This window comes from Cellvibrio sp. KY-GH-1, assembly GCF_008806975.1.
Lineage (GTDB): Bacteria > Pseudomonadota > Gammaproteobacteria > Pseudomonadales > Cellvibrionaceae > Cellvibrio.
Genome location: NZ_CP031728.1, coordinates 4,993,453 through 5,016,275, shown reverse-complemented (window position 1 = coordinate 5,016,275; position 22,823 = coordinate 4,993,453). Strand labels below are relative to the sequence as shown.

At 50.2% G+C, this 22,823-nt stretch carries 20 protein-coding genes; 13 read left to right on the top strand and 7 right to left on the bottom strand.

Going from position 1 to position 22,823, the window contains the following annotated elements; translation table 11 throughout:
• Positions 1-40 precede the first annotated feature (40 nt).
• From rplI to rpsF, 3 genes are read right to left on the bottom strand one after another with little or no spacing between them, the layout of a single operon-like run.
• Entirely contained in the window at positions 41-487 is a 447-nt protein-coding gene (gene rplI, locus D0C16_RS21095) for a 50S ribosomal protein L9 (RefSeq protein ID WP_151034165.1), read from the bottom strand.
• Between the two features lie 12 nt (positions 488-499).
• Positions 500-727 carry a 30S ribosomal protein S18 gene (gene rpsR / locus D0C16_RS21090; protein ID WP_039917252.1) on the bottom strand — a complete coding sequence of 76 codons (228 nt, stop codon included), beginning with the start codon at positions 725-727 and terminating at the stop codon, positions 500-502.
• Positions 728-729: 2 nt separating this feature from the next.
• On the bottom strand, positions 730-1,173 hold the full coding sequence (rpsF, locus tag D0C16_RS21085; protein ID WP_151034164.1) for a 30S ribosomal protein S6: 444 nt from the start codon (positions 1,171-1,173) through the stop codon (positions 730-732).
• Between the two features lie 457 nt (positions 1,174-1,630).
• Here rpsF and D0C16_RS21080 point away from each other — a divergent pair, with 457 nt between their 5' ends.
• From D0C16_RS21080 to D0C16_RS21070, 3 genes are all read left to right on the top strand, one after another.
• Entirely contained in the window at positions 1,631-3,022 is a 1,392-nt protein-coding gene (locus D0C16_RS21080; protein WP_151034163.1) for a cellulase family glycosylhydrolase, read from the top strand.
• 277 nt (positions 3,023-3,299) lie between these two features.
• Positions 3,300-5,150, top strand: coding sequence for a carbohydrate-binding protein (locus D0C16_RS21075; protein ID WP_151034162.1), 1,851 nt, complete (start codon positions 3,300-3,302; stop codon positions 5,148-5,150).
• Positions 5,151-5,306: 156 nt separating this feature from the next.
• Positions 5,307-5,807, top strand: a complete 501-nt coding sequence (locus D0C16_RS21070; RefSeq protein WP_151034161.1) for a hypothetical protein — start codon at positions 5,307-5,309, stop codon at positions 5,805-5,807.
• Here D0C16_RS21070 and D0C16_RS21065 read toward each other — a convergent pair.
• The gene (locus D0C16_RS21065; protein WP_151034160.1) at positions 5,800-6,972 is read right to left on the bottom strand and encodes an AraC family transcriptional regulator; all 1,173 of its coding nucleotides are present in this window, start codon (positions 6,970-6,972) and stop codon (positions 5,800-5,802) included. The two genes, D0C16_RS21070 and D0C16_RS21065, sit on opposite strands and share 8 nt — an antisense overlap.
• Before the next feature lie 308 nt (positions 6,973-7,280).
• Here D0C16_RS21065 and D0C16_RS21060 point away from each other — a divergent pair, with 308 nt between their 5' ends.
• From D0C16_RS21060 to D0C16_RS24550, 8 genes are all read left to right on the top strand, one after another.
• On the top strand, positions 7,281-10,526 hold the full coding sequence (locus D0C16_RS21060) for a discoidin domain-containing protein (RefSeq protein ID WP_225318791.1): 3,246 nt from the start codon (positions 7,281-7,283) through the stop codon (positions 10,524-10,526).
• A gap of 263 nt (positions 10,527-10,789) precedes the next feature.
• Entirely contained in the window at positions 10,790-14,389 is a 3,600-nt protein-coding gene (locus D0C16_RS21055; RefSeq protein WP_151034159.1) for a discoidin domain-containing protein, read from the top strand.
• A 336-nt stretch (positions 14,390-14,725) separates the two neighbouring features.
• Entirely contained in the window at positions 14,726-15,352 is a 627-nt protein-coding gene (locus D0C16_RS21050) for a PEP-CTERM sorting domain-containing protein (protein ID WP_151034158.1), read from the top strand.
• Between the two features lie 351 nt (positions 15,353-15,703).
• Positions 15,704-16,813 (top strand): AAA family ATPase, encoded by a 1,110-nt coding sequence (locus D0C16_RS21045; protein WP_151034157.1) that lies wholly within the window; start codon positions 15,704-15,706, stop codon positions 16,811-16,813.
• Positions 16,807-17,403, top strand: a complete 597-nt coding sequence (locus D0C16_RS21040; RefSeq protein WP_151034156.1) for a DUF4276 family protein — start codon at positions 16,807-16,809, stop codon at positions 17,401-17,403. The genes D0C16_RS21045 and D0C16_RS21040 overlap by 7 nt, the downstream gene beginning before the upstream one ends.
• 159 nt (positions 17,404-17,562) lie before the next feature.
• Positions 17,563-18,249, top strand: a complete 687-nt coding sequence (locus tag D0C16_RS21035; protein WP_151034155.1) for a hypothetical protein — start codon at positions 17,563-17,565, stop codon at positions 18,247-18,249.
• Between the two features lie 11 nt (positions 18,250-18,260).
• Positions 18,261-18,638 (top strand): GFA family protein, encoded by a 378-nt coding sequence (locus tag D0C16_RS21030; protein WP_151034154.1) that lies wholly within the window; start codon positions 18,261-18,263, stop codon positions 18,636-18,638.
• 103 nt (positions 18,639-18,741) lie between these two features.
• Positions 18,742-19,002 carry a hypothetical protein gene (locus D0C16_RS24550; RefSeq protein WP_225318790.1) on the top strand — a complete coding sequence of 87 codons (261 nt, stop codon included), beginning with the start codon at positions 18,742-18,744 and terminating at the stop codon, positions 19,000-19,002.
• Between the two features lie 305 nt (positions 19,003-19,307).
• Here the strand turns inward: D0C16_RS24550 and D0C16_RS21020 are convergent, their stop codons facing one another.
• Positions 19,308-20,246, bottom strand: coding sequence for a hypothetical protein (locus D0C16_RS21020; protein ID WP_151034153.1), 939 nt, complete (start codon positions 20,244-20,246; stop codon positions 19,308-19,310).
• Positions 20,247-20,564: 318 nt separating this feature from the next.
• On the opposite strand from D0C16_RS21020, the gene D0C16_RS21015 reads away from it, so the two are divergent.
• Both D0C16_RS21015 and D0C16_RS21010 read left to right on the top strand, forming a co-directional pair.
• Positions 20,565-20,894: a hypothetical protein gene (locus tag D0C16_RS21015; RefSeq protein WP_151034152.1), complete on the top strand. Its 330-nt coding sequence runs from the start codon at positions 20,565-20,567 to the stop codon at positions 20,892-20,894.
• Between the two features lie 16 nt (positions 20,895-20,910).
• Positions 20,911-21,288, top strand: a complete 378-nt coding sequence (locus tag D0C16_RS21010) for a GFA family protein (RefSeq protein WP_151034151.1) — start codon at positions 20,911-20,913, stop codon at positions 21,286-21,288.
• A gap of 128 nt (positions 21,289-21,416) precedes the next feature.
• Here the strand turns inward: D0C16_RS21010 and D0C16_RS21005 are convergent, their stop codons facing one another.
• Both D0C16_RS21005 and D0C16_RS21000 read right to left on the bottom strand, forming a co-directional pair.
• Positions 21,417-21,611, bottom strand: a complete 195-nt coding sequence (locus D0C16_RS21005) for a hypothetical protein (RefSeq protein WP_151034150.1) — start codon at positions 21,609-21,611, stop codon at positions 21,417-21,419.
• 105 nt (positions 21,612-21,716) lie between these two features.
• Positions 21,717-22,823 (bottom strand): hypothetical protein, encoded by a 1,107-nt coding sequence (locus D0C16_RS21000; RefSeq protein WP_151034149.1) that lies wholly within the window; start codon positions 22,821-22,823, stop codon positions 21,717-21,719.

The following is a 22,823-nucleotide window of genomic DNA, read 5'->3' as shown; positions in this document are numbered from 1 at the left end:
GCTAATGCCAACTCGCACAGCAATCGTGATGAGTAACAAATTACTCAGCTACAACTGCCAATTTAACAGCTTGAATTACTTCAGCGTGTAACTGAACATCGATCTCGTATTGACCGATTTCACGGATCACGCCTTGTGGCAAGCGAACTTCAGACTTGGCAACAGCAACGCCAGCCGCAGTGATAGCGTCAGCGATGTCGCGAGTACCGATAGAACCGAACAGACGACCTTCGTCGCCAGCGTTAGCAGCGATGGTCACGCTCAGTGCAGCCAGCTTCTCAGCACGTGCAGTTGCATCAGCAATTTTGCCAGCAGCAGCAGCTTCCAACTCAGCGCGACGCGCTTCGAAGTCAGCGATGTTTTTAGCAGTAGCAGCAACAGCCTTGCCTTGTGGCAACAGGTAGTTACGGCCGTAACCAGACTTAACGGTAACCTTGTCACCAATCGCGCCTAATTTACCTACTTTATCGAGCAGAATAACTTCCATCTCTATTACCCCTTACTCGTGGCTGTCAGTGTATGGAATCAAAGCCAGGTAACGAGCACGTTTAATAGCAGATGCCAACTGACGTTGGTATTTTGCTTTGGTGCCAGTGATGCGGCTTGGAACGATTTTGCCAGTTTCGGTGATGTAGGCTTTCAGGGTTTCAACATCTTTATAATCGATGCGCTTGGTGCCTTCAGCGGTAAAACGGCAGAACTTACGACGACGGAAAAAACGTGCCATGGTTATACCCCCTGCTCTTCTTCAAAGTCTTCAGCATCAACGCCGTCTTCATCAGACAGGTCTTCTGCATCGGCATCATCACGACGTTCAGCGCGTGGTGGACGTGCTTTACGCTCACGGCCTTCTTTCTCGGCTTTGAGGATGAAAGACTCTTCGGTGATAGCAGCATCTTCACGCAGAACCAGGCTACGCAGAACAGCATCGTTATAACGGAAGTTAGTAGTCAACTCTTCCAACACAGCGTCAGAACACTCTACGTTCATCAGAACATAGTGAGCCTTGTGCACTTTGTTGATTGAGTAGGCCAATTGACGACGGCCCCAGTCTTCCAAACGGTGAACTTGACCACCGTCAGCTTTGATAGCAGAGGTGTAACGCTCTACCATTGCAGGTACTTGTTCGCTTTGGTCCGGATGAACCAGGAACACGATTTCGTAATGACGCATTATTAGCTCCTTACGGGTTAAAGTCTCCCGTTAGCCCCGTTATTAACGTGGGTAGCAGTGAGACAAGGAGTAGCCGGTTTTAGATTTGCACGAGCAAACCATTACCCCCGGCCGGTTTGGGGTGCGAAATTGTACGGATTTCGCGCCAACCTTGCAAGGCGATAATTATCCCGCACCTTCTCCCTCATCGCTATCGGTCATTGTTCATCTGTCCACCTGAACTTCTAAAACTAAAACTGCTTTTTACCGGCAGTCAGAGAAACCATCGCTCCCGAGTTCGAATTGCGCAAAACCCTAAACTCGAATTACCACTCCCTGAAAGTGGGAGGTTGCCGTTCGCTAAAACAATTGACACTGAGCCCACTTCCAGCGCCGCGCAGTTTGACTGGAAGCGGCGGCCAAATCTGGCCAGACACAAGCTCTACACAACTCTCTACAGAATCCAGGGTTCATAATAATGAATAAGACATTGGCAAAAAACCTGTTACACACAGTGCTATTACCCTTGCTGGGCGGATTGCTCTGCTCCCAATTGGCCGTTGCAGATGTTGCGCCCTTATCGGTTAGCGGCAACAAAATCCTCGCCGGCGATAAACCTGCCAGCTTCGCGGGCAACAGCTTGTTTTGGAGTAACAACGGCTGGGGCGGCGAAAAGTATTACAACGCTGACGTAGTGCGCTGGCTGAAAAACGATTGGGGTTCAACCCTGGTGCGTGCAGCTATGGGTGTGGATGAAGGCGGCGGTTATATCCAGGACCCGGTCGGCAACAAGAATAAAGTGAAGGCAGTGGTGGATGCCGCTATCGCCAACGATATGTACGTGATCATCGACTGGCATTCCCACAAAGCAGAAAACTATCGCAACCAGTCCATCGCCTTCTTCCAGGAAATGGCGCGCACTTACGGCGGCCGCAACCATGTGATCTATGAGATTTATAACGAACCATTGCAGGTTTCCTGGAGCGGCGTGATCAAACCCTATGCGCAGGCCGTTATTAATGCAATTCGCGCGATTGACCCGGACAACCTGATTATCGTTGGCACCCCCACCTGGTCGCAGGATGTGGATATTGCCTCACGCGATAAACTCGCGGGCAACAACATCGCCTACACATTGCACTTCTACGCCGGCACCCACGGCCAATACCTGCGTGATAAAGCACAAACTGCACTTAATAATGGCGCCGCCCTGTTTGTGACCGAGTGGGGCTCTGTGAATGCCGATGGCAATGGCGGAGTCGCCAACAGCGAAACCAATGCCTGGGTTGAGTTTATGAAAACCCGCGGTATCAGTCACGCCAACTGGGCAATTAACGATAAAGCCGAAGGCGCCTCCGCCTTAACACCCGGCGCCAATGCGCGTGGTGGTTGGGCGAATAATCAATTGACCGCCTCGGGCTCGCTGAGCAAATACATCATCCAAAACTGGCCGAAGCAGAACAATAACAACAATGGCTTCAGCGCAACCCTGCAGGCGGAAAACACCAGCGCCCAAAGTGGCACCGAAACCCAGGCCACAACGGACGCCGGTGGCGGTTTGAATGTGGGCTGGATCGACAACGGTGATTGGCTCTCCTACGCCGGCACACCGCTCAACCTACCCCAAACCGGCAACTACCGCATCGAGTATCGCATCGCCAGCTTGAATGGGGGCGGCAACCTGAACTTTGAAGAGGCCGGCGGCACCCCTGCTTGGGCCAACCTGAATGTGCCTTCAACCGGCGGCTGGCAGAACTGGACCACTATCAACCACGTTGTGCATTCAAATGCAGGCACTCATCGGTTTGGGATCAAGGCCAATCGCGGTGGCTGGAACCTCAACTGGATCCGTATCACCAAAGTGAATTAATTTCCAAGCTACCGATTTCCAGAGACTGGACTTGGCCGCCCCCCTCACCCCATCTTCTTTTAAAGGAGTGGGAAAGGATGGCGGCCTTTTTTAGACGGCTTTTTTATAAAAAGCTTGCTGTTTCAAGATGAAGCACGAAGTGGGAGTTATCACTTTAGGCCACAACCTAAAGTAGGTGGTTTGATCGAGCATGGTTGAATGAAATGACAACACCTTGCGCAAGCAAGGCCCCCCGCACGCAAGGGGCATATCTACCAACACAACTCGGTGAACAATAATGAACAATAATCTTCCCGGTCGCATTGCCAAGAGCACGCGCCCTATTCGTCCACGCAAAACCCTGCTTAACAGCCTCATTGGGATACTTGCGGGTAGCATGCTATCCAGCATTGCCTTGGCTGATGTAGCACCGCTGTCGGTCAGCGGAAACAAGATTCTCGCCGGTGGCCAGCAAGCGAGCTTCGCCGGTAATAGTTTATTTTGGAGCAATAACGGCTGGGGCGGCGAAAAATACTATAACGCCGACGCGGTTCGTTGGCTGAAAACCGATTGGGGCTCAAACCTGATTCGTGCCGCTATGGGTGTTGATGAGGGCGGCGGTTATTTGCAAGACCCGGTAGCTAACAAAAACAAAGTCAAAGCGGTTGTTGATGCTGCCATAGCCAACGACATGTACGTAATTATTGACTGGCACACCCACCACGCCGAGCAATTTACATCACAGTCCATCGCATTCTTCCAGGAGATGGCACGCACCTACGGCAATACCAATAACGTGATTTACGAGGTGTACAACGAGCCGCTCGATTCAGCCTCCTGGAGTGGTGTAATCAAGCCTTATGCCCAACAAGTGGTCAACGCGATTCGCGCGATCGACCCGGACAACCTGATCATTGTCGGTACCCGCACTTGGTCCCAGCGCGTGGACGAAGCCTCGCGCGATCCTATTGCAGGTCGCAACATTGCCTACACCCTGCACTTCTATGCCGGCTCCCACGGTCAGGGCGTGCGCGATTTTGCCCAGACTGCGTTGAATAACAACGCGGCTATTTTTGTGACCGAATGGGGCTCAGTGAACGCCAATGGTGACGGCGGAGTTAACTACGGCGAAACCAACGCCTGGGTTGATTTCATGAAGCGCAATCAAATTAGCCATGCAAACTGGGCATTGAATGATAAAGCGGAAGGTTCCTCCGCTCTGGTTCCCGGTGCGAGCGGTAGCGGCGGATGGGCAAGCTCACAACTCACGGCATCAGGCGCTTTCGCCAAAGACATCATCCGCAACTGGGGCGGCGGCCCAACCCCACCAACGCCAACCTGCAGCACAATTAATGTTGGCGACAATATCCAAGCGGAAAGCTGGTGCCAAGCCAGTGGCGTGAAAACTGAAAATACCAGCGACGCTGGTGGTGGCCAAAATGTGGGCTACATCGACAGCGGCGATTGGATGACCTATTCAATCAACGTACCTGCAGCAGGCACCTACAAAGTTAGTTACCGCGTCGCCGCTCAGGCGGGCGGCGGGCAGATTCAGTTGGAAAAAGCCGGTGGCAGCCCGGTGTACAGCAATATCAACGTACCCGCGACTGGCGATTGGCAAAACTGGCAAACCATTAACCACAACGTGGCGTTGCCAGCGGGCGAACAGCTCATCGCGATATCAGCAGTTACCGGTGGTTTTAACATCAACTGGCTCAAAGTAGAAACGCTAGATAATACTGTTCCACCAGGCCCGGTAACTACCACCATCCAGGCCGAAGATCACAGCCAGCAACAGGGCACCCAGCAAGAAACCACCACCGATACTGGTGGCGGTAAAAACGTGGGCTATATCGATGCAGGTGATTGGCTGTCCTACGCTGGTACACCGGTCACTATTCCCAGCAGCGGCAGCTATGTGATTGAGTATCGCGTTGCCAGCCAAAACGGCGGTGGCAGCCTGACCTTTGAAGAAGCGGGCGGATCTCCTGCCTACGGTACCCTCGCTGTACCGAGCACCGGCGGCTGGCAAACCTGGACTACCATCAAACACACAGTAACCCTGAGTGCAGGTAGCCACAAGTTTGGCCTGAAAGCCAATGCCGGCGGCTGGAACATCAACTGGATACGCATCAGCAAAGCCAACTAAAAAAGCACATCGCATTTTCCAAGTGAGTAAAGCTATTGCCGCCTTCGGGCGGCTTTTTTATACCCAGCGAGTCCGCTTCACCCGAGTAGGTTTACCTAAGTTTTCTCCCGCCTCGTTAAACCCCTGTTAGAATTTCAACGGTAGAGGGGAAATTATATGAACGCAGAATTCTGGGAAATTGGTAGCTATGTCGTAACTACCCTGGGTTTGCCCATGGCGATTTTTGTCTTCCTGTATGAGCAACGCAAAGAGCGTGAAAACGAGGAAGAGGAGGTTTATCAATTACTGTCGGATAACTATCAGGACTTTTTGAAAGTCGCATTGGAGCATCCGGACTTACGCCTTTTTTCCACCACCGGCACCACCAATCTCAACGAAGAACAGGAAGAGCGCTTGCTGATTATCCTCAGCATGCTGACCTCACTGTTTGAACGTGCCTACCTGCTGCTGTACGAAGAGGACATGGAATCCAAGCAGGCGCGGCGCTGGAATTCCTGGGAGGACTACATTATGGAGTGGTGCAACAAGCCGCACTTCCGCGCCCTGTTGCCCAAGCTGCTGACCGGTGAAGACCCGAGCTTCGCCAGTTACATTGAGAAGATGGCCGAGCAGGCAAGTAAAAGCGCCCCACCTGCCATCATTCAACAAGTTAATTAACATTGGCCGCCGCAAGCGCGCGTTGCGCCTGCTTGCGGTATTCCGAAGGTGTCATCCCCACCATGCGTTTGAAAAACCGGTGAAAGGCCGACTGGCTGTTAAAGCCGGATTTGTAGAGGATATCCAGCACTGTATCGCCCATACATTCGGAGGAGGCCAACAGCCGTTTGGCTTCTTCCACTCGCTGGCTGTTAATGAACTCGAAAAAATTCTGCTGGTAATGGTCGTTAATAATGGTGGATAGCTCGCGCGGCTTTACCCCGATCTGTTCCGCAAACCGCTCCAGGTTGATTTGACTTTCCAGGTGCAAGCGCTGCTGGCGAATACCGTTTTCCACGGCTTGCAGCTTTTCATCCATTTGGGGCATTTCCTGCAATCTGTCTTTACCCGGCTCTTCAACCACGACCAGTTCCGGCAACAACTGCCGGCCGTTGCGCCAGCCGAACAAAAAGAGGCCATTCACGAGCAGGACCGTCAGGTAAACATTGATCGTACCTAACAAGTCATTGGTTTCAGCGCTGACGTATTCACCCAGGAAATAGGTGACGAAAGACCAAATCCAGGATAGGAAAAAGCCACCTAGCACCAAATCGGCCAGGCGCAATTCAAATTCCGCCAGGTTGGCATAGATTTGTCGCAGCTGACGGCGCAATCGAATTTCAGTCACCAGACAAGCCACCACATAACCCAATGGTGAACACTTGACCAACGCCCACACAAATGCGAGGGCGGCGCGATCATCTGGCGCCAACTGCGACCAATGCCAAGGCATCCAGTCGTAAATACTCAGGTCATAAATAACGACCACCGCCGCCGCCACCAAGGCCGGAACCAGGTGAACCGCCTGCGACCACCGGCGCAAATTAACCGGGTGAGCCAAAGAGCGCAGGTAAAAATAAAGTACCGGCCCCTGCAACATCAGGCAGGCAGAGAGCAATGCGGGCACCCAGGGATATTTGGCGATGGACATAGCCTGAAAGCTGACGTTCCAGGTCACGAGCGTGGTGGAGAGGGCACCCACTACGAGCAGGAAAAACACCTGCAGTAGTTGCCGCGGCTGACGACGCCCGCCCGGCAGTATCCCCAGCACAACACAGAGGATAAGGGTTTCCAGAATGGTCAGAGCTATGACCACTTCATGCAGGTTGAGTAGTAGACTTTTCATTATTTTTATACACCTGGCCCGACAGGTCGGTGATCCGACTAATCGGTAATCCGGATTATTTTGTTTTAAGGACGAAACCGAATCGGGTAATTAGACTGGAGAGACCCGACTAGTCACTAAATTACCACCGAAACTGGCAGCTCCCAATGTCCCACTTTGCTATTTCAGTAAGTGGGCCTTCTCAGTTTTCTACATTCTGCAAAAAACAGGAGGCACGTCGCTAGCCTTCGATGAAATAGTGCACAGCATGCGGCGCATGACCGCATCCACTAACAACTACAAATCTAACAATAAAGATGAGAGGCAATATGAAAAAACTAGCCAGCATTGGCCTGATTCCGTATACCTTGCTTTCAGCAGGAGCCCTATTAATCAGTCAAATCAGCGCCGCCCAAACCTGTGGTTGGAACCAGGTGTGGCGCGATGACTTTAACGGTACCGCGCTCGATCGCAACAACTGGTCGCAAGAAGTAAATGGTGACGGCGGCGGCAACGGCGAACTCCAGTACTACACCGACCGTCCACAGAATATGTGGGTTAGCGGCGGTCTGCTAAATATCAAGGCGATTCGCGAAGCCTACGAAGGCAAGAGCTGGACCTCTGCCCGTTTGCGGACCAAAAACGCACAAGATTGGACTTACGGCAAAATCGAAGCCCGCATCAAAACGCCTAGCGCTTCCGGCACCTGGCCCGCATTCTGGATGCTGACCAGCGAACAACAGCGCGATTCCCACGGCTGGCCACAAGGTGGCGAGATCGACATCCTCGAAACCGTGAATACCAGCGAAGATATCCTCGGCACTCTTCACTACGGTGCCTACTGGCCCTACAACGGCAACACCGGCTGGCCGAACCCCGACAACCTGATCACCCCGGAAGCCGGCCGCACCAAAACCGACTTCCATACCTACGCCGTTGAGTGGTACGAGGACCGCATGGTTTGGTCGATTGACGGTGTGCCCAAAATCTCCAGCTCACGCAGCAAACTGGATGGCCCATCCCCCGTTCGTTCCAACTGGAACTCGTTCTACAACCGGCCTTTCCACGTGATTTTGAATCTGGCGATGGGTGGCTCTTTGGCCGGCAACCCCAACGGCAGCGAAGGCCCTGAGCAGTTAATGCAAGTGGATTACGTGGCGGTATTCAAGAACGACGCTAGCTGGTCGGTGGAAGGCGATACCTATGTCTACCGCGGTGATACCTACAAAAAATACCGCATCGATGGCCCCGCCTCTGCCAGTTACAACTGGTCAGTTCCGGCCGGCGTAACCATTGTTTCTGGCCAGGGCACTCGTGAAATCGTAGCGTCTATTGGTAATTCGGCGCGCTCCGGCAATTTCAACGTGACCTTTAATAGCGGTTGCAGCCTGAAGACGGTTAGCAAGCCAGTCACCATTGAACAAGGGCGCACCCAATTGCTCGCCGGTTACGAGAGTGGGTTAGGGCTCGCTCACGTGCAAAATGGCGTAGCGCTTGGTGCTGGTGCAATTGTTAACAACCCAGCGCCCGGTGCGGTTAATACCTCCAGCAAGGTTCTGCACTATGTGCGCGACGCCAGCCAGACCTGGGATAACCTGAAGTTGACCGGCTTTGGCAAACTGAATGCGGGCGAGCTGCGTTCCGGTCGCGCCAAGATTTTTGCCGATGTTTACTACCCTGGTTCCGCAACCAACCTGCTGGGTAAAGAGATCGGCGGCGGACTGGAAAATAGTGCGGTGGTGAGCGTGACCCCAAGTTGGGACGGCAACACCGGTCGCCTGGCGCGCTTTAACGGCACCATCGGTAAAGCCGGCGAGTGGCACACCGTTGAGCTGGGCTTTACCGGCACACCCGATTCCGCGATCGCCGCTAGCCAAGCCGATAATCTGGTATTGATGGTAGAGGCCGGCTCCAATCGCCCGGCGGATTTCTACATGGATAACATCCGCATCGTTTGGCCGGACAACGGTTACAGCGTGAAGCAAACCATCGCCAACTTTGACGGCACCAGCAATGGCGCGATCAAGGCTGCTCCTTACACCAGCGGTGTACGCACTACTGTCGCCAACCCGGCGCCTAATGCGGTGAATAACTCAGCGAATGTGCTGCGCTATGTCCGCGATGCCGGTGCAACCTACGACACCCTCGCCTTCAACGGTATCACCGGTATTCCCGATGCACTGGATGCACAACATGGGATGGTGCGCGTGGCAGTGGATGTTTACACCACTGCACCGGTGGGCACCATCATTTCCCTGAACCTGGAAAACGAGTTGCAAGTCAGCGCCGTGACTCCGGCAGATTGGCAAGTGGGCCGCCACAGCTTCTACCAAACCGAGACCACCAAAACCGGACAATGGGAAACCCTGGAATTCAACTTTAACTTCCGTGCGGCATTGGGCGATTGGGCGAATAACAAAGCCTCTGCGCCTTTCACCGGTATCGACCAGTTGATATTCCTGATCACCCCCGGCGTGGCCAGTACCGGCACCTACTACTTCGATAACTTCCGCGTGATGGAATACAACAAGGATGCGCCGGCAACCTCCGGTAACTCTTCATCACAAACCTCAAGTAGCTCATCGCAAGTGGTTATCCCAAGCAGCAGCGCAAGTTCGGTGGCAGTTATCAGCAGCTCACGCATTTCCAGCTCAGTTGCAATCACCAGCAGCTCGCGCTCATCAAACCCTGTTGCTACCAGCAGCAGTTCCAGCGTGGCCGGTTGTAGCAACTGCCCATCCGTATTGGTTTCGCAGGGTCGTCCGGCAACTGCAAGTACCTCGCTCACCCCAGCCACCAACGCGGTTGATGGCAACCCGGGTACTCGCTGGGAATCCAACCATGCCATTGACCCAAGTTGGATCATGGTCGACCTGGGCAGCCAGAAAGCGCTGACACAAGTCGTGATCGATTGGGAGGCAGCTAACGCCGCTAACTATGAGATCCAAGGCAGCAACAACGGCACCAGCTGGACCACACTGAAAGCCGTCACTGGTGGCGCATTTGGCACACGTACCGATACACAATCCGTATCCGGCAGCTATCGCTATGTACGTATTTACGGCACCGCGCGCAGTGCAGGTAATACCTGGGGTTACTCGATCTGGGAATTGAAAGTCTATGCCCAGAGCGCGGCCTCCAGCAGCTCATCGTCTAGCAGCTCCTCAACAAGCTCTCAAGGTCCGGCTAGTCAGCTGAATATTGTGAGCGCCAGCGCCAGCACGGCGTTAACACCTGCGGCGAATGCGATTGATAAAAACAGCGGCACCCGCTGGGAATCCGCCCATGCCCTTGACCCCAGCTGGTTAGTGCTGGATCTGGGCAGCGCCAAAACCCTGAGCAGTATTGCCATCGATTGGGAAGCAGCAAACGCGGCGGATTACCTGGTACAGGGATCGAACGACAACGCCAACTGGACCAACCTCGCCAGCAAAGCCGGCGGCGCCTTCGGCAATCGTACCGACACCCTGACGATCTCCGGCAGCTATCGCTACCTGCGTATTTACGGCACCAAGCGCAGCGCCACCAACCAATGGGGATACTCCATTTGGGAAGCCCGTGTGCTGGGTTGGTAAAGCGGCACGAGTGTCGGGTTGGTAATCCACGGCTCCCTCTATCCAAACCTCCGCCCTGGGGGTATGGATGAAGCTTTTCACCCGGCATCGGTAATGCCGACGCCGGGTGATTTTTTTACCACCCGCCTGTAGAAACCCAATAAAACGCAAGACCACAGCTACATCCAGGGAAGCCAAGCGGCAGGCATCGGGAGATCGCCAGCCAGCGTCATCAAGACGGTTTTAACCACTCCTGTGAAAACAATAATTCCTCTGGAGGAACTATGAACTACAAGATCAACTCGCTCACACTGGCACTGTTAAGCCTGGGTGCTTTGGGAGCGCAAGCCCAAACCGCCTATAACGATGCCTGGTGGGCAACCCCCAACGCCAATGCTGACTTCATTGACCAGTTCAACGGCAATAGCATTGACCGCAGCAAATGGCTGGTCGAAAAGAACATTTTTGTGAATGGTGAAGATCAGGATTATCAGGACGTTGAGTACCCAGCGGCCGATTGGACGGTTCGCAGCGGGCAAGACGATGCCGGCGCTAGCGACGGCAAAGCCCTCAACCTCAAAGCCCGTTATATGGATGGCCAAATCCAGGATTACTACGGCGGAAACGCCGGCCAGGGCAAACCCCTGTTTATTCGCGCAGGCCGAATTGAATCGCAGATAACCGACGCCGCCACCTTCACCTATGGCAAGTTTGAAGCGCGCATCAAAATGCCACCAGCGCGCAATGGCGAATTCCCGGCCTGGTGGTTGTTAGGAAACTTCCCGGATGTGGGTTGGACTGCCTGTCAGGAACTGGACATTATCGAGTTCACCGGCGCCAATGCCAGCAAAGCACCGCAAACCCACTGGTCGGCGCCCTACCCGGCTTACGGCGGCAATCCCAACAACACGACTTACGCACAATTGGGCGTTAACCCCAGTAACCAATACGTCACCTACGGTGTGATCAAAACCCCGGAATATATTGAGTACTACGTCAATGGGGTAAAAACCTATACCTGGACCAAAGCCGAGCGCGGAGACCAGCCCTGGCCCTACCTCACGCCTATGCGCATGATCCTCAACCACGCCATCACCCATGTGGAGTGGCCAGATGTGGGTAACTACAACAAGTTCAGCACCGATGCCAACGTCGCCAACAAAACCGGCTACACCCGTGTGACCGGCGGCGTAACCGAGTATGAGTACATAGACACCGCGAGCATGAACACCAACATCGGCCGCGCCGGTACTGACTTCCTGGTCGACTATGTGGCCCACTGGCCGCTGCCGACGACTGACAGTTGGCAGAAGTACACCGACGAGAATAAATACAGTTTCTTCCGCCCCACCAATAACACCAAGGGTTTCTATTCACTGAAAGGCTGGATGGCGCCGGTGTCGGTAACGGCTGATGCTTATTTGCAGGAAGGCGATAACGCCTATCGCGATAACAGCGCTAAAAACGCTGCTGACGGTTATGTCGGTTCCAAGTGGGCGACCCCGCGCGACGACAATAACCACTCGGTGACCATCGATTACGGTATGGACAAGCCGATTAAATATTTCTGGATCGAGTGGGCCTGGAACCTGCCCAAGTCTTACGACATCTACGGCAAAACCTCGTCTGGCAACTGGGAATACCTACTCAGCTCGGATCAGCAAGCCGTGGGCTGGGCAACTCATACCTTTGATGTAAACAAGACTTACCGCTACATCAAACTCGTCACCAAAGGCCGTATCGATAAAGCCGAGCCAATCTGGCTGTTGGAGTTCAAAGCCTTTGAAGATGTGGCTAATGTCTATCCAAAACCGGCGGGCACCGCGCAGTTGGATCGCTCTATCAATGTGTTAGGCAACGGCAACTTCGCCGGAGGTTTGGCCGGCTGGACGGGTGAGAACTATGACGGCTCGGGCGCTGCCTATGCCGTGGTAAACGGTGAAGCCCGCGTCACAGCGGCCGCGCAAGGTACTGGCTCAGGTTCTTACCAACTGCACACCGAGGGCTTTGGCTTGAAGCGTAATTATCGCTACCAGGTGAGCTTCCGCGCTCGCGCGGCATCGCCACGTAACATCCAATTGCGCTTATCCGAAAACCAGTTGAACCCGTCCGGCGCCGGTACTTATCTGCTGCAAACGGTCGCGCTGGGAACCACTAACGCCAACTACAGCTTCAATATTGACTTCACCGGTGGCGATAACCCCGGCCGTCTGGCGTTCCTGTTCGGCGGCATGGGCAATGCGACCACTTACATCGACGATGTTGTCATCCGTGAAATCGCCTATATCGGCTCAGGTGATCCATTGGTTCCGGCGATTAGCGCTACCAACTTCACCGGCGCAAGCTCTGGTTGGGAAACTGAATGGTGGGGCGCAGCGGCACGTGCAGTTGACGGTTCAACCGGCAACAAAGCCAGTGGTAAACCCGGTGTGGCGGATGGTCAGGACTTGTGGGTCAACGTAGTGATCGACCCTAACTACGAAGTGAAAGAAGTATTGGTAGCAGGCGATAAATCATCGCCACGCAGCCTTGCCCAGTTCAAAGCAGAGTACGGCACGGCCAACAACACCCTGATTAACTGGACCAACAGCAATACCGATGGCACCTACGAAAGTTTCACCAACTTCGCGGCTTTCCCACCGGCCAACGAGCGCAACTTCCGTTTCTGGTTCCGCCCACCGGCGGGTGAAGTGGTTGAAGTGGCCGATGTGCAATTGATGGCGGTAGATTTAAAACCGCACCGCATTTACACCATCAACCTGGATGGCGTAGGCAGCATCACTCCGGCCGGCACTATTCGCTACAGCAAAAACAACACCGACTCGGCGACTTACACCTTCACGCCGCCAACCGGCCAGCAAGTAGCCAATGTGATTGTGGATGGTGTTTCACTCGGCGCATTGAACAGCTACAGCTTCAACGCGATTTCCGCGAGCCACACCATTGCCGTGTCCTTCACCGGTTCAGGCAACCCGCAGTCATCTGCAGCCAGCTCCAGCGCGCCTTCATCAACACCATCCAGTGTTGCCAGCTCAAGCGCACCGGCTTCGGTATTGGTATCACAAGGTCGCCCGGTAACCGGCAGCACCAATATGTTGCCAGCAACTAATGCGGTCGATGGCAATGCGGCAACTCGTTGGGAATCCAACCACGGCGTAAGCCCGAGCTGGTTGATGGTGGACCTCGGTTCCAATCGCAATCTCACGCAAGTGGTGATCGATTGGGAAGCAGCCAACGCGGCTAACTATGAAGTGCAAGGCTCTACCAACGGCACCAGTTGGGCCACGTTAAAAACCGTTACCGGCGCGGCCTTCGGCAATCGCACTGATACGCACACTGTGAGCGGCAGCTATCGCTATGTACGCATTTATGCCACTGCACGCAGTGCAGGCAATACCTGGGGCTATTCGATTTTCGAATTGAAAGTTTACGCACAAGGTACCGCCGCTAGCAGCAGCTCGGCATCCAGTGTTGCTACGGCGGGACCATTAACTCCTGTTAGCGCAACGGCAAGCACCGCATTAACTGCCGCAGCAAATGCGATTGATAAAAACGCGGTCACTCGTTGGGAATCGGCACACGCGGTTGATCCAAGCTGGTTAACGTTGGATCTGGGCAGCGCAAAAACACTGACCAGTATTGCAATCGATTGGGAAGCAGCCAACGCGGGCGTTTACAAAGTGCAAGGCTCCAATTCACCTAACTTCGCGGACAACGCCAACTGGACAGATATTGCGAGCAAATCCGATGGCACCTTTGGCAATCGCACCGACACCCTTTCATTAAATGGCAACTATCGCTACGTGCGTATTTACGGCACTGCACGCAGTGCGGGCAACCAATGGGGTTATTCAATCTGGGAGGTACGACTGACAGGACTGTAATACCTGGGTCGGAATTTAAAGAACAGTCCGGGTGTTAATGAGACGCCCGGACTTCAATTAAAAAACGATTCCAGTTTAAAAATTAATTTATTCGGTCATTACTTTAAACTAAAACCGCCTGTGATTTTTACGGGCGGTTTTTTCGCGTTACCTGCTTCGAACACGTTTGACGTTGCTGTGAGTGTTTTGAAAACGCATAAATACATCCATGTAGCTCCGTCTCGTCATCCCTGACTCTACGGTTTCAAAACACTCACAGCAACGCCAAACTCACATCGGAGTGAATTCGAAAATTAAAAAAACTGTACTCACTATCAACTAACGGAAGACACAATCATGCACAAGACCAAATCACTCGCGTTATCGGTTTTACTTTCACTTGGGTTCGGATTCAGCATCAATTCACAAGCAACCGTCATCACCTTCGATGACTTGCCAGCTACCGAAGTCGATACAATCCAATCCGGTTATCAAGGTCTCAACTGGGGCAATGAATTCTGGACCAGTGTTGCCTACATCAATAAAAACACATTGCCCGGCACCGGTTTTGCAAACGGCGTTGTCTCCGGCAGCTACGCCGCATTTAATAATTTCGCCACCACATCAACAATTACTGGCGATATTTTTAATTTCAACGGTACTTATTTAACCGCTGCCTGGAACGATGGATTGCAACTGGAAGTTAACGGATTTTTAAATAACGTTTTACTCTTCACCCAAACCGTCATCCTCAACACCAGCAGCGCGCAATGGTTTGACTTCAATTACACCGGCATCAACAAACTCAGCTTCCGCTCCTGGGGCGGCACGCCTACAAATCCCGGTGAAGGCGGTGAACACTTCGTCATGGATAACTTCACCATCAACGAAACTGCCGCAGTGCCGGAATCATCCCCACTCGCCCTATTACTCCTCGGCCTCGCCGCTATCGCTATTGGGCGCAGAACCCAACGCAACCACTAATTCTCGTTAGTAATAGCGTCCCGCTTGCCGCTACAGAGCAATCTGTAGCGGCGTTTTTGTTTTTGGGGTAAAGCCCCAGCTCAAGCGTAGGTTGGTGCTGAGCGCAGCGATGCCCAACATGACCATCCTTCAGCAAGCACGAAACGTGAAAAGCGGTCGTTACCGAGCCGAGTTTGGGACCAAGAAAGGCATTCCCTCTAGAAGTCACCCTCGAGGGTGCTAAGATAAGGAAAAGAGTGAAGAAACTTGCCCAGCCTTCAACTCGGCAGATACAATCATTCCACCTAAGAACTGGTCAGCAACCTGAAACGGCGTACTCCAGTTAAATCACAAAGCAATTTTGGCTGAATCATGACAGATCAACAAAATACTCATCTACACCGAGTCAAAATACAGGGCTTTAAATCAATAAAGCAGCTCGACTTGACTATGAGCGCCATCAACATTTTGATAGGAGCAAATGGAGCGGGAAAATCAAATTTTATTTCTCTCTTTACATTTCTACGAAATTTATCAGAGGGAAAGTTGCAGTCCTATGTGGAAAAAAATGGATTTGCTAACACTTTTTTCCATTTTGGAGCAAAGAAAACACCAAAAATCGTTATTCATATTGATGTCGGTCAAAATGGGTATCATGTCGAATTTGTACACGGGGAAGCTAATGATGCCCTCGTTTTTGAGAATGAATACTGCACATACAACGAATCATCTAGAAATTTTTATGTAAAAGGAAAGCTAGGAGAAAGTGGCCTTCGCCCAGACGCGGAAGCTGAAAGTACATTAGTGAAAAAATACACTCGCGAATACATGCAAAAATGTAGGGTTTATCACTTTCACGACACAAGTTCTACAGCAGGATTCAAGCAAGCGCAAAAATTAAGTGCGAGCTTCATGTTACAACCTGACGCGAGCAATTTAGCACCATTTTTAAGATACTTAAAAACCAGCTTTTATAAAAACTACGAAGAAATAATTACTGCCATTCAAACAGTAACGCCTTTTTTCCATGATTTTTATTTGGAACCTCAAGGCGAAAAAGGTGACGAATCAATTTTATTAAGATGGATTCATCGCGATCATGAAACCCCATTTTCTGCCAACCAGCTTTCAGATGGAACAGCTAGATTTATCTGCATGGCAACTTTATTTCTTCAGCCAGACGGGAGCAAACCCAGCACAATTGTTTTAGATGAACCGGAATTAGGTTTACATCCAGCAGCTTTAGATGTACTGGCAGAAATAATAAAATCCGTATCAAAAAAAACGCAAGTAATCTGTTCAACCCAATCTGTCGCATTTGCAAACCGCTTCGAGCCTGAAGAATTCATTGTGGTTGATCAAAAAGACGGGGCATCCACTTTTAAAAAATTAGAAAGACAAGCACTTGAACACTGGCTAGAAGATTATGGCATGGGCGACATTTGGACTAAAAACCTCATAGGAGGAAGGCCAGAATGGTAAGAATAGGGATTTCCGTAGAGGGACCAACTGAAGAGCGTTTCGTTAAAGTGGTTCTGGAACCACATTTATCAGCTAGAGGAATATATGTTACCCCCGTCTCCCTTAGCGGCAACATAAGCGTGGATAGGGTCAAACATGAACTCAAGCATTTAGTGCATAGTTTTGATTATACAAGCACCTTCTATGATTTCTATGGCTTTAAGCATAAAGAGGCTTTAGAAACAAAAGTAACTTTGGAACAGAAAATTCATAGTGCAGTTGACGAAAAACAAAAACACAAGCTTATCCCTTATATACAAATGTATGAGTTTGAGGGTCTTTTGTTTTCCTCACCTGAAGCCATTGCCTCCCAATTACAAGACGAAAATTTGCATGAATGGGCCAGCACCATATTACTGGAATTTAATAACAACCCCGAATCAGTCAACAACTCAAAAGAAACAGCACCATCAAAACGACTAGAAGCCAATACAATTTACAGAAAAACTACTCATGGCCCTAATATCGCTAAAGAAATCGGCCTCGATAGAATGAGAGCAATGTGCGCTGGATTTAATGAATGGTTATCCAAGATCGAATCTCTAAACTAGTTAGCGTCCAAGATTATTTGGATTGCAACGCAAAACTAAAAACCTAATTCCACATTAGTAATAGCACCCAAATTTTCCGCTACCAAGCGATTGGTAGCGGCGCTTTTATTTTTGGGATTAGAATACGCCCGCCTGCCATCACCTTAAGGAAACCAAAGAATGTGGAAGTTTCTAATAATTATGTTTGTACTATTCATTGCTGCCTGTAGCACCACACATCTCCATGTTTATACCTCCGGGATTGACCAACCTACCCAGCAGCAATTACTGCACTCCTTAACCACTGTTGGCTTTAAAACTCATCAACCGCAAATTCCACTGCCGCCGCTTAACGAAGGTACTTATATCATCTACACCCCGAGCCCGCGCTCAGCCCAACTCAACCAGAAAATCGAACAGGTTTTAGCGTCCCTTAATTTACCCGCTCCGGAATCACGCTTGTTTAGCCTGGGAGAAGGAATTAGCTCGCACAGATACACCAAAGGAAATATTGGCCTTTATGTAATCGCCAACCCGGAAAAATCAGCAGACAATTTAGAAAACATGCTGCGAAAAAGCAGTATTCTGGATTGGGAGCTTGGCTCTATCGGCTGCACCAAAAATCACATTCTGGATATCATGGGCGACGGCAAAATTTACATAAGCAAACTGGAAGACGGAACCGAAATATCGGCGCTTAATTGGAAAATTCACAACAAGCAATTGGTATTGACCACATTATTCAAACGCTACGTTTATGACATATCTGAAACAGATAAAACCATAACGCCAAGCCAGCAATATCCCGAACCCTACGGCTGCCAATATCGCAGTAATTTCGAAACCACCGTCCATGTCAAAAAGTAACGGGGGCACATATGATCTACCAAGGCAGCTGCCATTGCGGCGCAATACAATTTGAAGTGGAAGCGCCGGAATCAGTCGAGGTGGAGAATTGCAATTGCTCCATTTGTGCGATGACAGGATTTTTGCATTTGATTGTACCGGCGCGACATTTCCGTTTACTCAGCGGTGAGGAAAGCCTTACCACTTACACATTCAACACCGGCGTCGCCAGGCATAAATTCTGCAAAATTTGTGGTGTAAAACCGTTTTATATCCCACGGTCAAACCCCGATGGTGTTGATATCAATTTGCGCTGCTTAAGTACGCAACCAAAGCAGGTAAAGGTTATCGATTTTGACGGACAGAATTGGGAACAAAACGCGCATACGGTTGCGCATAAGAGTCAGTAGGTTGAGCCGGGCTGCGTAAGCTGAGCGCAGCGATGCCCAACATGTCCCTATCGCAACGCACTCCCAACCCGAACAGACCAACACAAAACTTACCGAGCTGAAAATGGAATTACCCAAAAACACCGCACTAATTATTATCGACCAACAACAAGGCATTGATCATCCGAAAATTGGCGCACGCAATAATCCAGATGCAGAAATAGTTTCCAAGAGAGTATCCACGGGAAAATGCACAAAAAAACAGAGCAGGATGAAAATCCAAGTTTGCGCTCTCACCAACTTTCTTTTATTAAATGGCAACTTTCGTTCAGCACACATCCCTGCGCCACACCGGCGCGCTCCAATTATTGCTCCGCTCACCTAGGATATGAGAATGACATATACCAATGCATGGGTCAGTGTTTTAAAACTTGCTTGAACGCAAATAAAAGATTCTAACGATAATCAAAAATCTATCCAGAAAATAAATCTATTCGGCAATGACTTTAAAAAAAACGCCTGTAATTATTACAGGCGTTTTCTATAAAAAGCGGAACAAAGATATTAAGATAAAACCGACCTCTTTTAATACTGCCCGCACCATCATAAATTAATAATAAATAAGTGCCATCAAAAGCACAAATATGGCAAATTTGTTATCTTGCCCTATTAAGCCTAACCTAATCGTCATCACCAAACTTTGTATTCACAGGCAGCATTGTTTCGCTGACATTCTGCTCTGGCAGAAGAGTCCAGATTTCCACCGCAAGCCATTAGGCAGTACATTGGTGGCTCAACATTAGAGGGAGGGCTCGAGTTAGTCACAGCTCCGAGGTAAATTTTTGTTGAATATGTTCCGTCATTGACTTCTGCTGAGAGCGTTACTCGCTCTCCGTAACGCAAATTAATAAATGAGAAGGGATAGCTGACTACAGTTCCTCGCTGACCGTTTGATGTATTGGTGATTGTATAAGACACACCATTTAGAACAGCAAAAACCTTGATAGTTACCGGTAAGTTTTCCCTGACAGCTTTAGAGTTGTAATCGACTTCGTAATAAAAGGTCAAACTGGACGGCGCGCTATAAAGATTAAATGGAATACTGTATCCATTAACTTGAATATGCGGCGCATACTGGAAACTAACATCCATTTTCGAACAGATATTATAATACGCTGTATTAACTGCCCAAATTTGTCCGCTGCCACTATAAGCACCATAGGGTATATAATCAAAATAGGCATTACCTTCAAAGTTGGTAGATTGCACACCCCGGTAGCCCCCCATGGAATCATGGAATGAAATTCTCTCGTTATGCCCATTTCCATTTCCCAGAAAATCTCCGTCCCCTTTAATAGTATTCTTACCGTTAATCAATAAATATCTACCAATCCCACCTAGAGTTCCTATTTTTAAATAACCATTGGATAACGTTGAATTCGATATCCCGGTGGACGATTTACACAGACCTAGTGATATATATTGATTTTTAATAATAGGGTCAGAAGATAAGCACTCTGGAGGCTCTGGATAACTACTACTAACCTTACCGTAAACACAATACGGCGGCGGCGTAACAGCAAAAACGGTGCATGAAAATAAACCCAAGAACAAAACTAAATATTTCATATATGATCCCTAATCTATTAGCAAATAAAAATTATCCTGCAAATTTTCACACCATTCAAAACCTTACAGCTGTTGGTCTACGATGAAGCAAAATCACTAGATATTTGATTGTCCGAAAACCTTAAAGTCAACATGAATAAACCGTAAAAATTTCAAAAAATTGACATTTTTCTCATTAATTAAATTATGTCGTTTAAAACCCATAACGATTACGTGAAATTCAAAAGAAACTATCCACTCCTTGCAGCTATAGAACAATCTATGGCGTTTTTTTGTTTTTAGGATAGATTCAGCGCTTTTTCAACACCTACATTCGCCATGAACAATCCACTTGTATCAGCATATCTAGCAGGCTGTATTATCACTGCCGGATTACTGGGTTCCTATTTAATCCAACGCAAGCGTTTCGAATTAAGCGTTTGGCTCAGCGCTACTCTACTTGAAATTGGCATAGGCGCCATCTTAACCATATTTCTCTGTTCGGGTCCCCCTGTTTTTTCTACCGTAGTGGCATTAGGTTTTGCAGTGATTATTTATCTTTCACCACAAGCAAAACAAAATGAAAACATAGAACGGCTATTAGCTTCTACGACAGGTGGGATTATAATTGGCATGGTGAGCATGGTCGGTTTTGTAATGTGCTGTTAAATAATTGAGAAAAGATATGTTCTATCACGGCAGCTGCCATTGCGGCGCAATAAAATTTGAAGTGGAAGCGCCGGAATCAGTCGAGGTGGAGAATTGCAATTGCTCCATTTGTGCGATGACGGGCTTTTTGCATTTGATTGTACCGGCGCGCAATTTTCGTTTGTTAAGCGGTGAGGAAAGCCTTACCACTTACACATTCAACACCGGCGTCGCCAAGCATAAATTCTGCAAAATTTGTGGTGTAAAACCGTTTTATATCCCACGGTCAAACCCCGATGGCGTGGATATCAATTTGCGCTGCTTAAGTACGCAACCAAAGCAGGTAAAGGTTATCGATTTTGACGGACAGAATTGGGAACAAAACGCGCATACGGTTGCGCATAAGAGTCAGTAGGTTGCGCTGGGCTGCGTAAGCGCGTAGCCCGTATGGAGCCTAGCGGAATACGGGGTATAGTTAGGTTGTTTCCAAATTCAAAATCCCCGTATTCCGTTACACCCCATACGGGCTACGTAGGAATATAATCAGGATCTCCCACCCAAAATGCGCGAAGGTAAAAATAACAGCGCGCGCAAAAACGCGAAGACGGCATCGAAGGCGATACCGAGGATGCGGAAGGGAATGGAGATGAGCCATACGATTGGCCAGAGCACTAACGCCAACAGCGCCAAGGGCCAACAAATGGCCCATAAAAGTAACCAGCAAATAAACGTCAACATTTCCATCCCCTGCGCTAAACAACATTGTTACCAGTTTGGATGCAACTTAAGCCACTTTGGATTCACCTTTACGCAGAAAATCCTAAGTAGATTTATTACCGCAACCTAGGGATTCAGTGGAGCCGATCCACCACCATGCCCGGCCAGGAAAATCCCCAGTGCAATAGCACCACAAATCCCCACCACCAGGCTTGCGATTTTCACCCAACTCCAGGGACGCTTGCCCTGCACGGCGCCGGTACGCGCGTTGACAATCAGTTGGTAGGACTGATCGCCAAAACGATACGCCGATACCCACACCGGCAACAAAATATGCTTGAAACTCGCATTCAGGTAATGGGTATCAATCGATGAAATGCGCTGCTCGTCGCCGCCAATCCGCTGCCTGACTTCCGCACGCAAACGATCATCGATAATTCCCTGTGCCTGCTGGTAGCCCGTTTTTAAATCCACCTGATAAGACTCGGTAATATAACCGGCAAGGTAATTATCCTGGTAATCCACCAAGGCGCTCAGATCCCAGGGTTCGAGTGAAGAGAGCAAATCTTCCGGCAGAGATTTGCTTGCGGGAATCAGTACATCGTCAAAATCACTTTCAAATACGCCCGACGCAGAATGCCAACGTATTTTTGAAACGGCGCGCGCAACCGGATTACCCTGCGCATCTTTTTCCATCACCGTTTCGCTGTAGCGTTCGCCCCGCTCACCGCGGTAGCGAGTTGCCGTGGCGCAATCGTAGGTCCAGAAAGGCAAATAAATACCGCGCATTTTATCCAGCTGTGTTGCTTGCCGTTTCAATTTGCTCGGCGCAAACCACAAACCGCGCAGCCACACCTGCACACTGGCCGCGGCCTGTTGCTGGGTAATGTGAAAGGGCAACAAGCCTTGCGGCTTAATCAATCGCGTCGATTCCGCTTGTGAAAACACATAAGCAGTCGCACAAAATGGGCAATTGCCCGCTTGCTGATGCTCCGCCAATTCCGTTTGCGCGCCGCAACTTTTACAACGGATTACGCGCCTTTCTACGGGTGGATTTTGCTGGGCATAATTTTGCAAATATTCTTCAAGATTGAGTTCCCGATTGGCTTCGTTGGCCGCGTCGGCATCGGCAATCTTGAGTTGGTGATTGCAATAACTGCACACCAGATTTTTGGTCCCCGATTGATAGGTTAAATCTGTTCCGCAGCCATCGCACTTAATGGAAAGCTGCAT

What these genes read in the sequence shown, in the direction of transcription:
- D0C16_RS21010 (WP_151034151.1), top strand. Translation starts at nt 20,911, where the DNA reads ATGTTCTATCACGGCAGCTGCCATTGCGGCGCAATAAAATTTGAAGTG.
- D0C16_RS21065 (WP_151034160.1), bottom strand. Translation starts at nt 6,972, where the DNA reads ATGAAAAGTCTACTACTCAACCTGCATGAAGTGGTCATAGCTCTGACC.
- D0C16_RS21070 (WP_151034161.1), top strand. Translation starts at nt 5,307, where the DNA reads ATGAACGCAGAATTCTGGGAAATTGGTAGCTATGTCGTAACTACCCTG.
- D0C16_RS21080 (WP_151034163.1), top strand. Translation starts at nt 1,631, where the DNA reads ATGAATAAGACATTGGCAAAAAACCTGTTACACACAGTGCTATTACCC.
- D0C16_RS21020 (WP_151034153.1), bottom strand. Translation starts at nt 20,246, where the DNA reads ATGAAATATTTAGTTTTGTTCTTGGGTTTATTTTCATGCACCGTTTTT.
- D0C16_RS21045 (WP_151034157.1), top strand. Translation starts at nt 15,704, where the DNA reads ATGACAGATCAACAAAATACTCATCTACACCGAGTCAAAATACAGGGC.
- D0C16_RS21035 (WP_151034155.1), top strand. Translation starts at nt 17,563, where the DNA reads ATGTGGAAGTTTCTAATAATTATGTTTGTACTATTCATTGCTGCCTGT.
- D0C16_RS24550 (WP_225318790.1), top strand. Translation starts at nt 18,742, where the DNA reads ATGGAATTACCCAAAAACACCGCACTAATTATTATCGACCAACAACAA.
- D0C16_RS21030 (WP_151034154.1), top strand. Translation starts at nt 18,261, where the DNA reads ATGATCTACCAAGGCAGCTGCCATTGCGGCGCAATACAATTTGAAGTG.
- D0C16_RS21040 (WP_151034156.1), top strand. Translation starts at nt 16,807, where the DNA reads ATGGTAAGAATAGGGATTTCCGTAGAGGGACCAACTGAAGAGCGTTTC.
- D0C16_RS21000 (WP_151034149.1), bottom strand. Translation starts at nt 22,823, where the DNA reads ATGCAGCTTTCCATTAAGTGCGATGGCTGCGGAACAGATTTAACCTAT.
- rpsR (WP_039917252.1), bottom strand. Translation starts at nt 727, where the DNA reads ATGGCACGTTTTTTCCGTCGTCGTAAGTTCTGCCGTTTTACCGCTGAA.
- rpsF (WP_151034164.1), bottom strand. Translation starts at nt 1,173, where the DNA reads ATGCGTCATTACGAAATCGTGTTCCTGGTTCATCCGGACCAAAGCGAA.
- D0C16_RS21075 (WP_151034162.1), top strand. Translation starts at nt 3,300, where the DNA reads ATGAACAATAATCTTCCCGGTCGCATTGCCAAGAGCACGCGCCCTATT.
- D0C16_RS21005 (WP_151034150.1), bottom strand. Translation starts at nt 21,611, where the DNA reads ATGTTGACGTTTATTTGCTGGTTACTTTTATGGGCCATTTGTTGGCCC.
- D0C16_RS21055 (WP_151034159.1), top strand. Translation starts at nt 10,790, where the DNA reads ATGAACTACAAGATCAACTCGCTCACACTGGCACTGTTAAGCCTGGGT.
- D0C16_RS21060 (WP_225318791.1), top strand. Translation starts at nt 7,281, where the DNA reads ATGAAAAAACTAGCCAGCATTGGCCTGATTCCGTATACCTTGCTTTCA.
- rplI (WP_151034165.1), bottom strand. Translation starts at nt 487, where the DNA reads ATGGAAGTTATTCTGCTCGATAAAGTAGGTAAATTAGGCGCGATTGGT.
- D0C16_RS21050 (WP_151034158.1), top strand. Translation starts at nt 14,726, where the DNA reads ATGCACAAGACCAAATCACTCGCGTTATCGGTTTTACTTTCACTTGGG.
- D0C16_RS21015 (WP_151034152.1), top strand. Translation starts at nt 20,565, where the DNA reads ATGAACAATCCACTTGTATCAGCATATCTAGCAGGCTGTATTATCACT.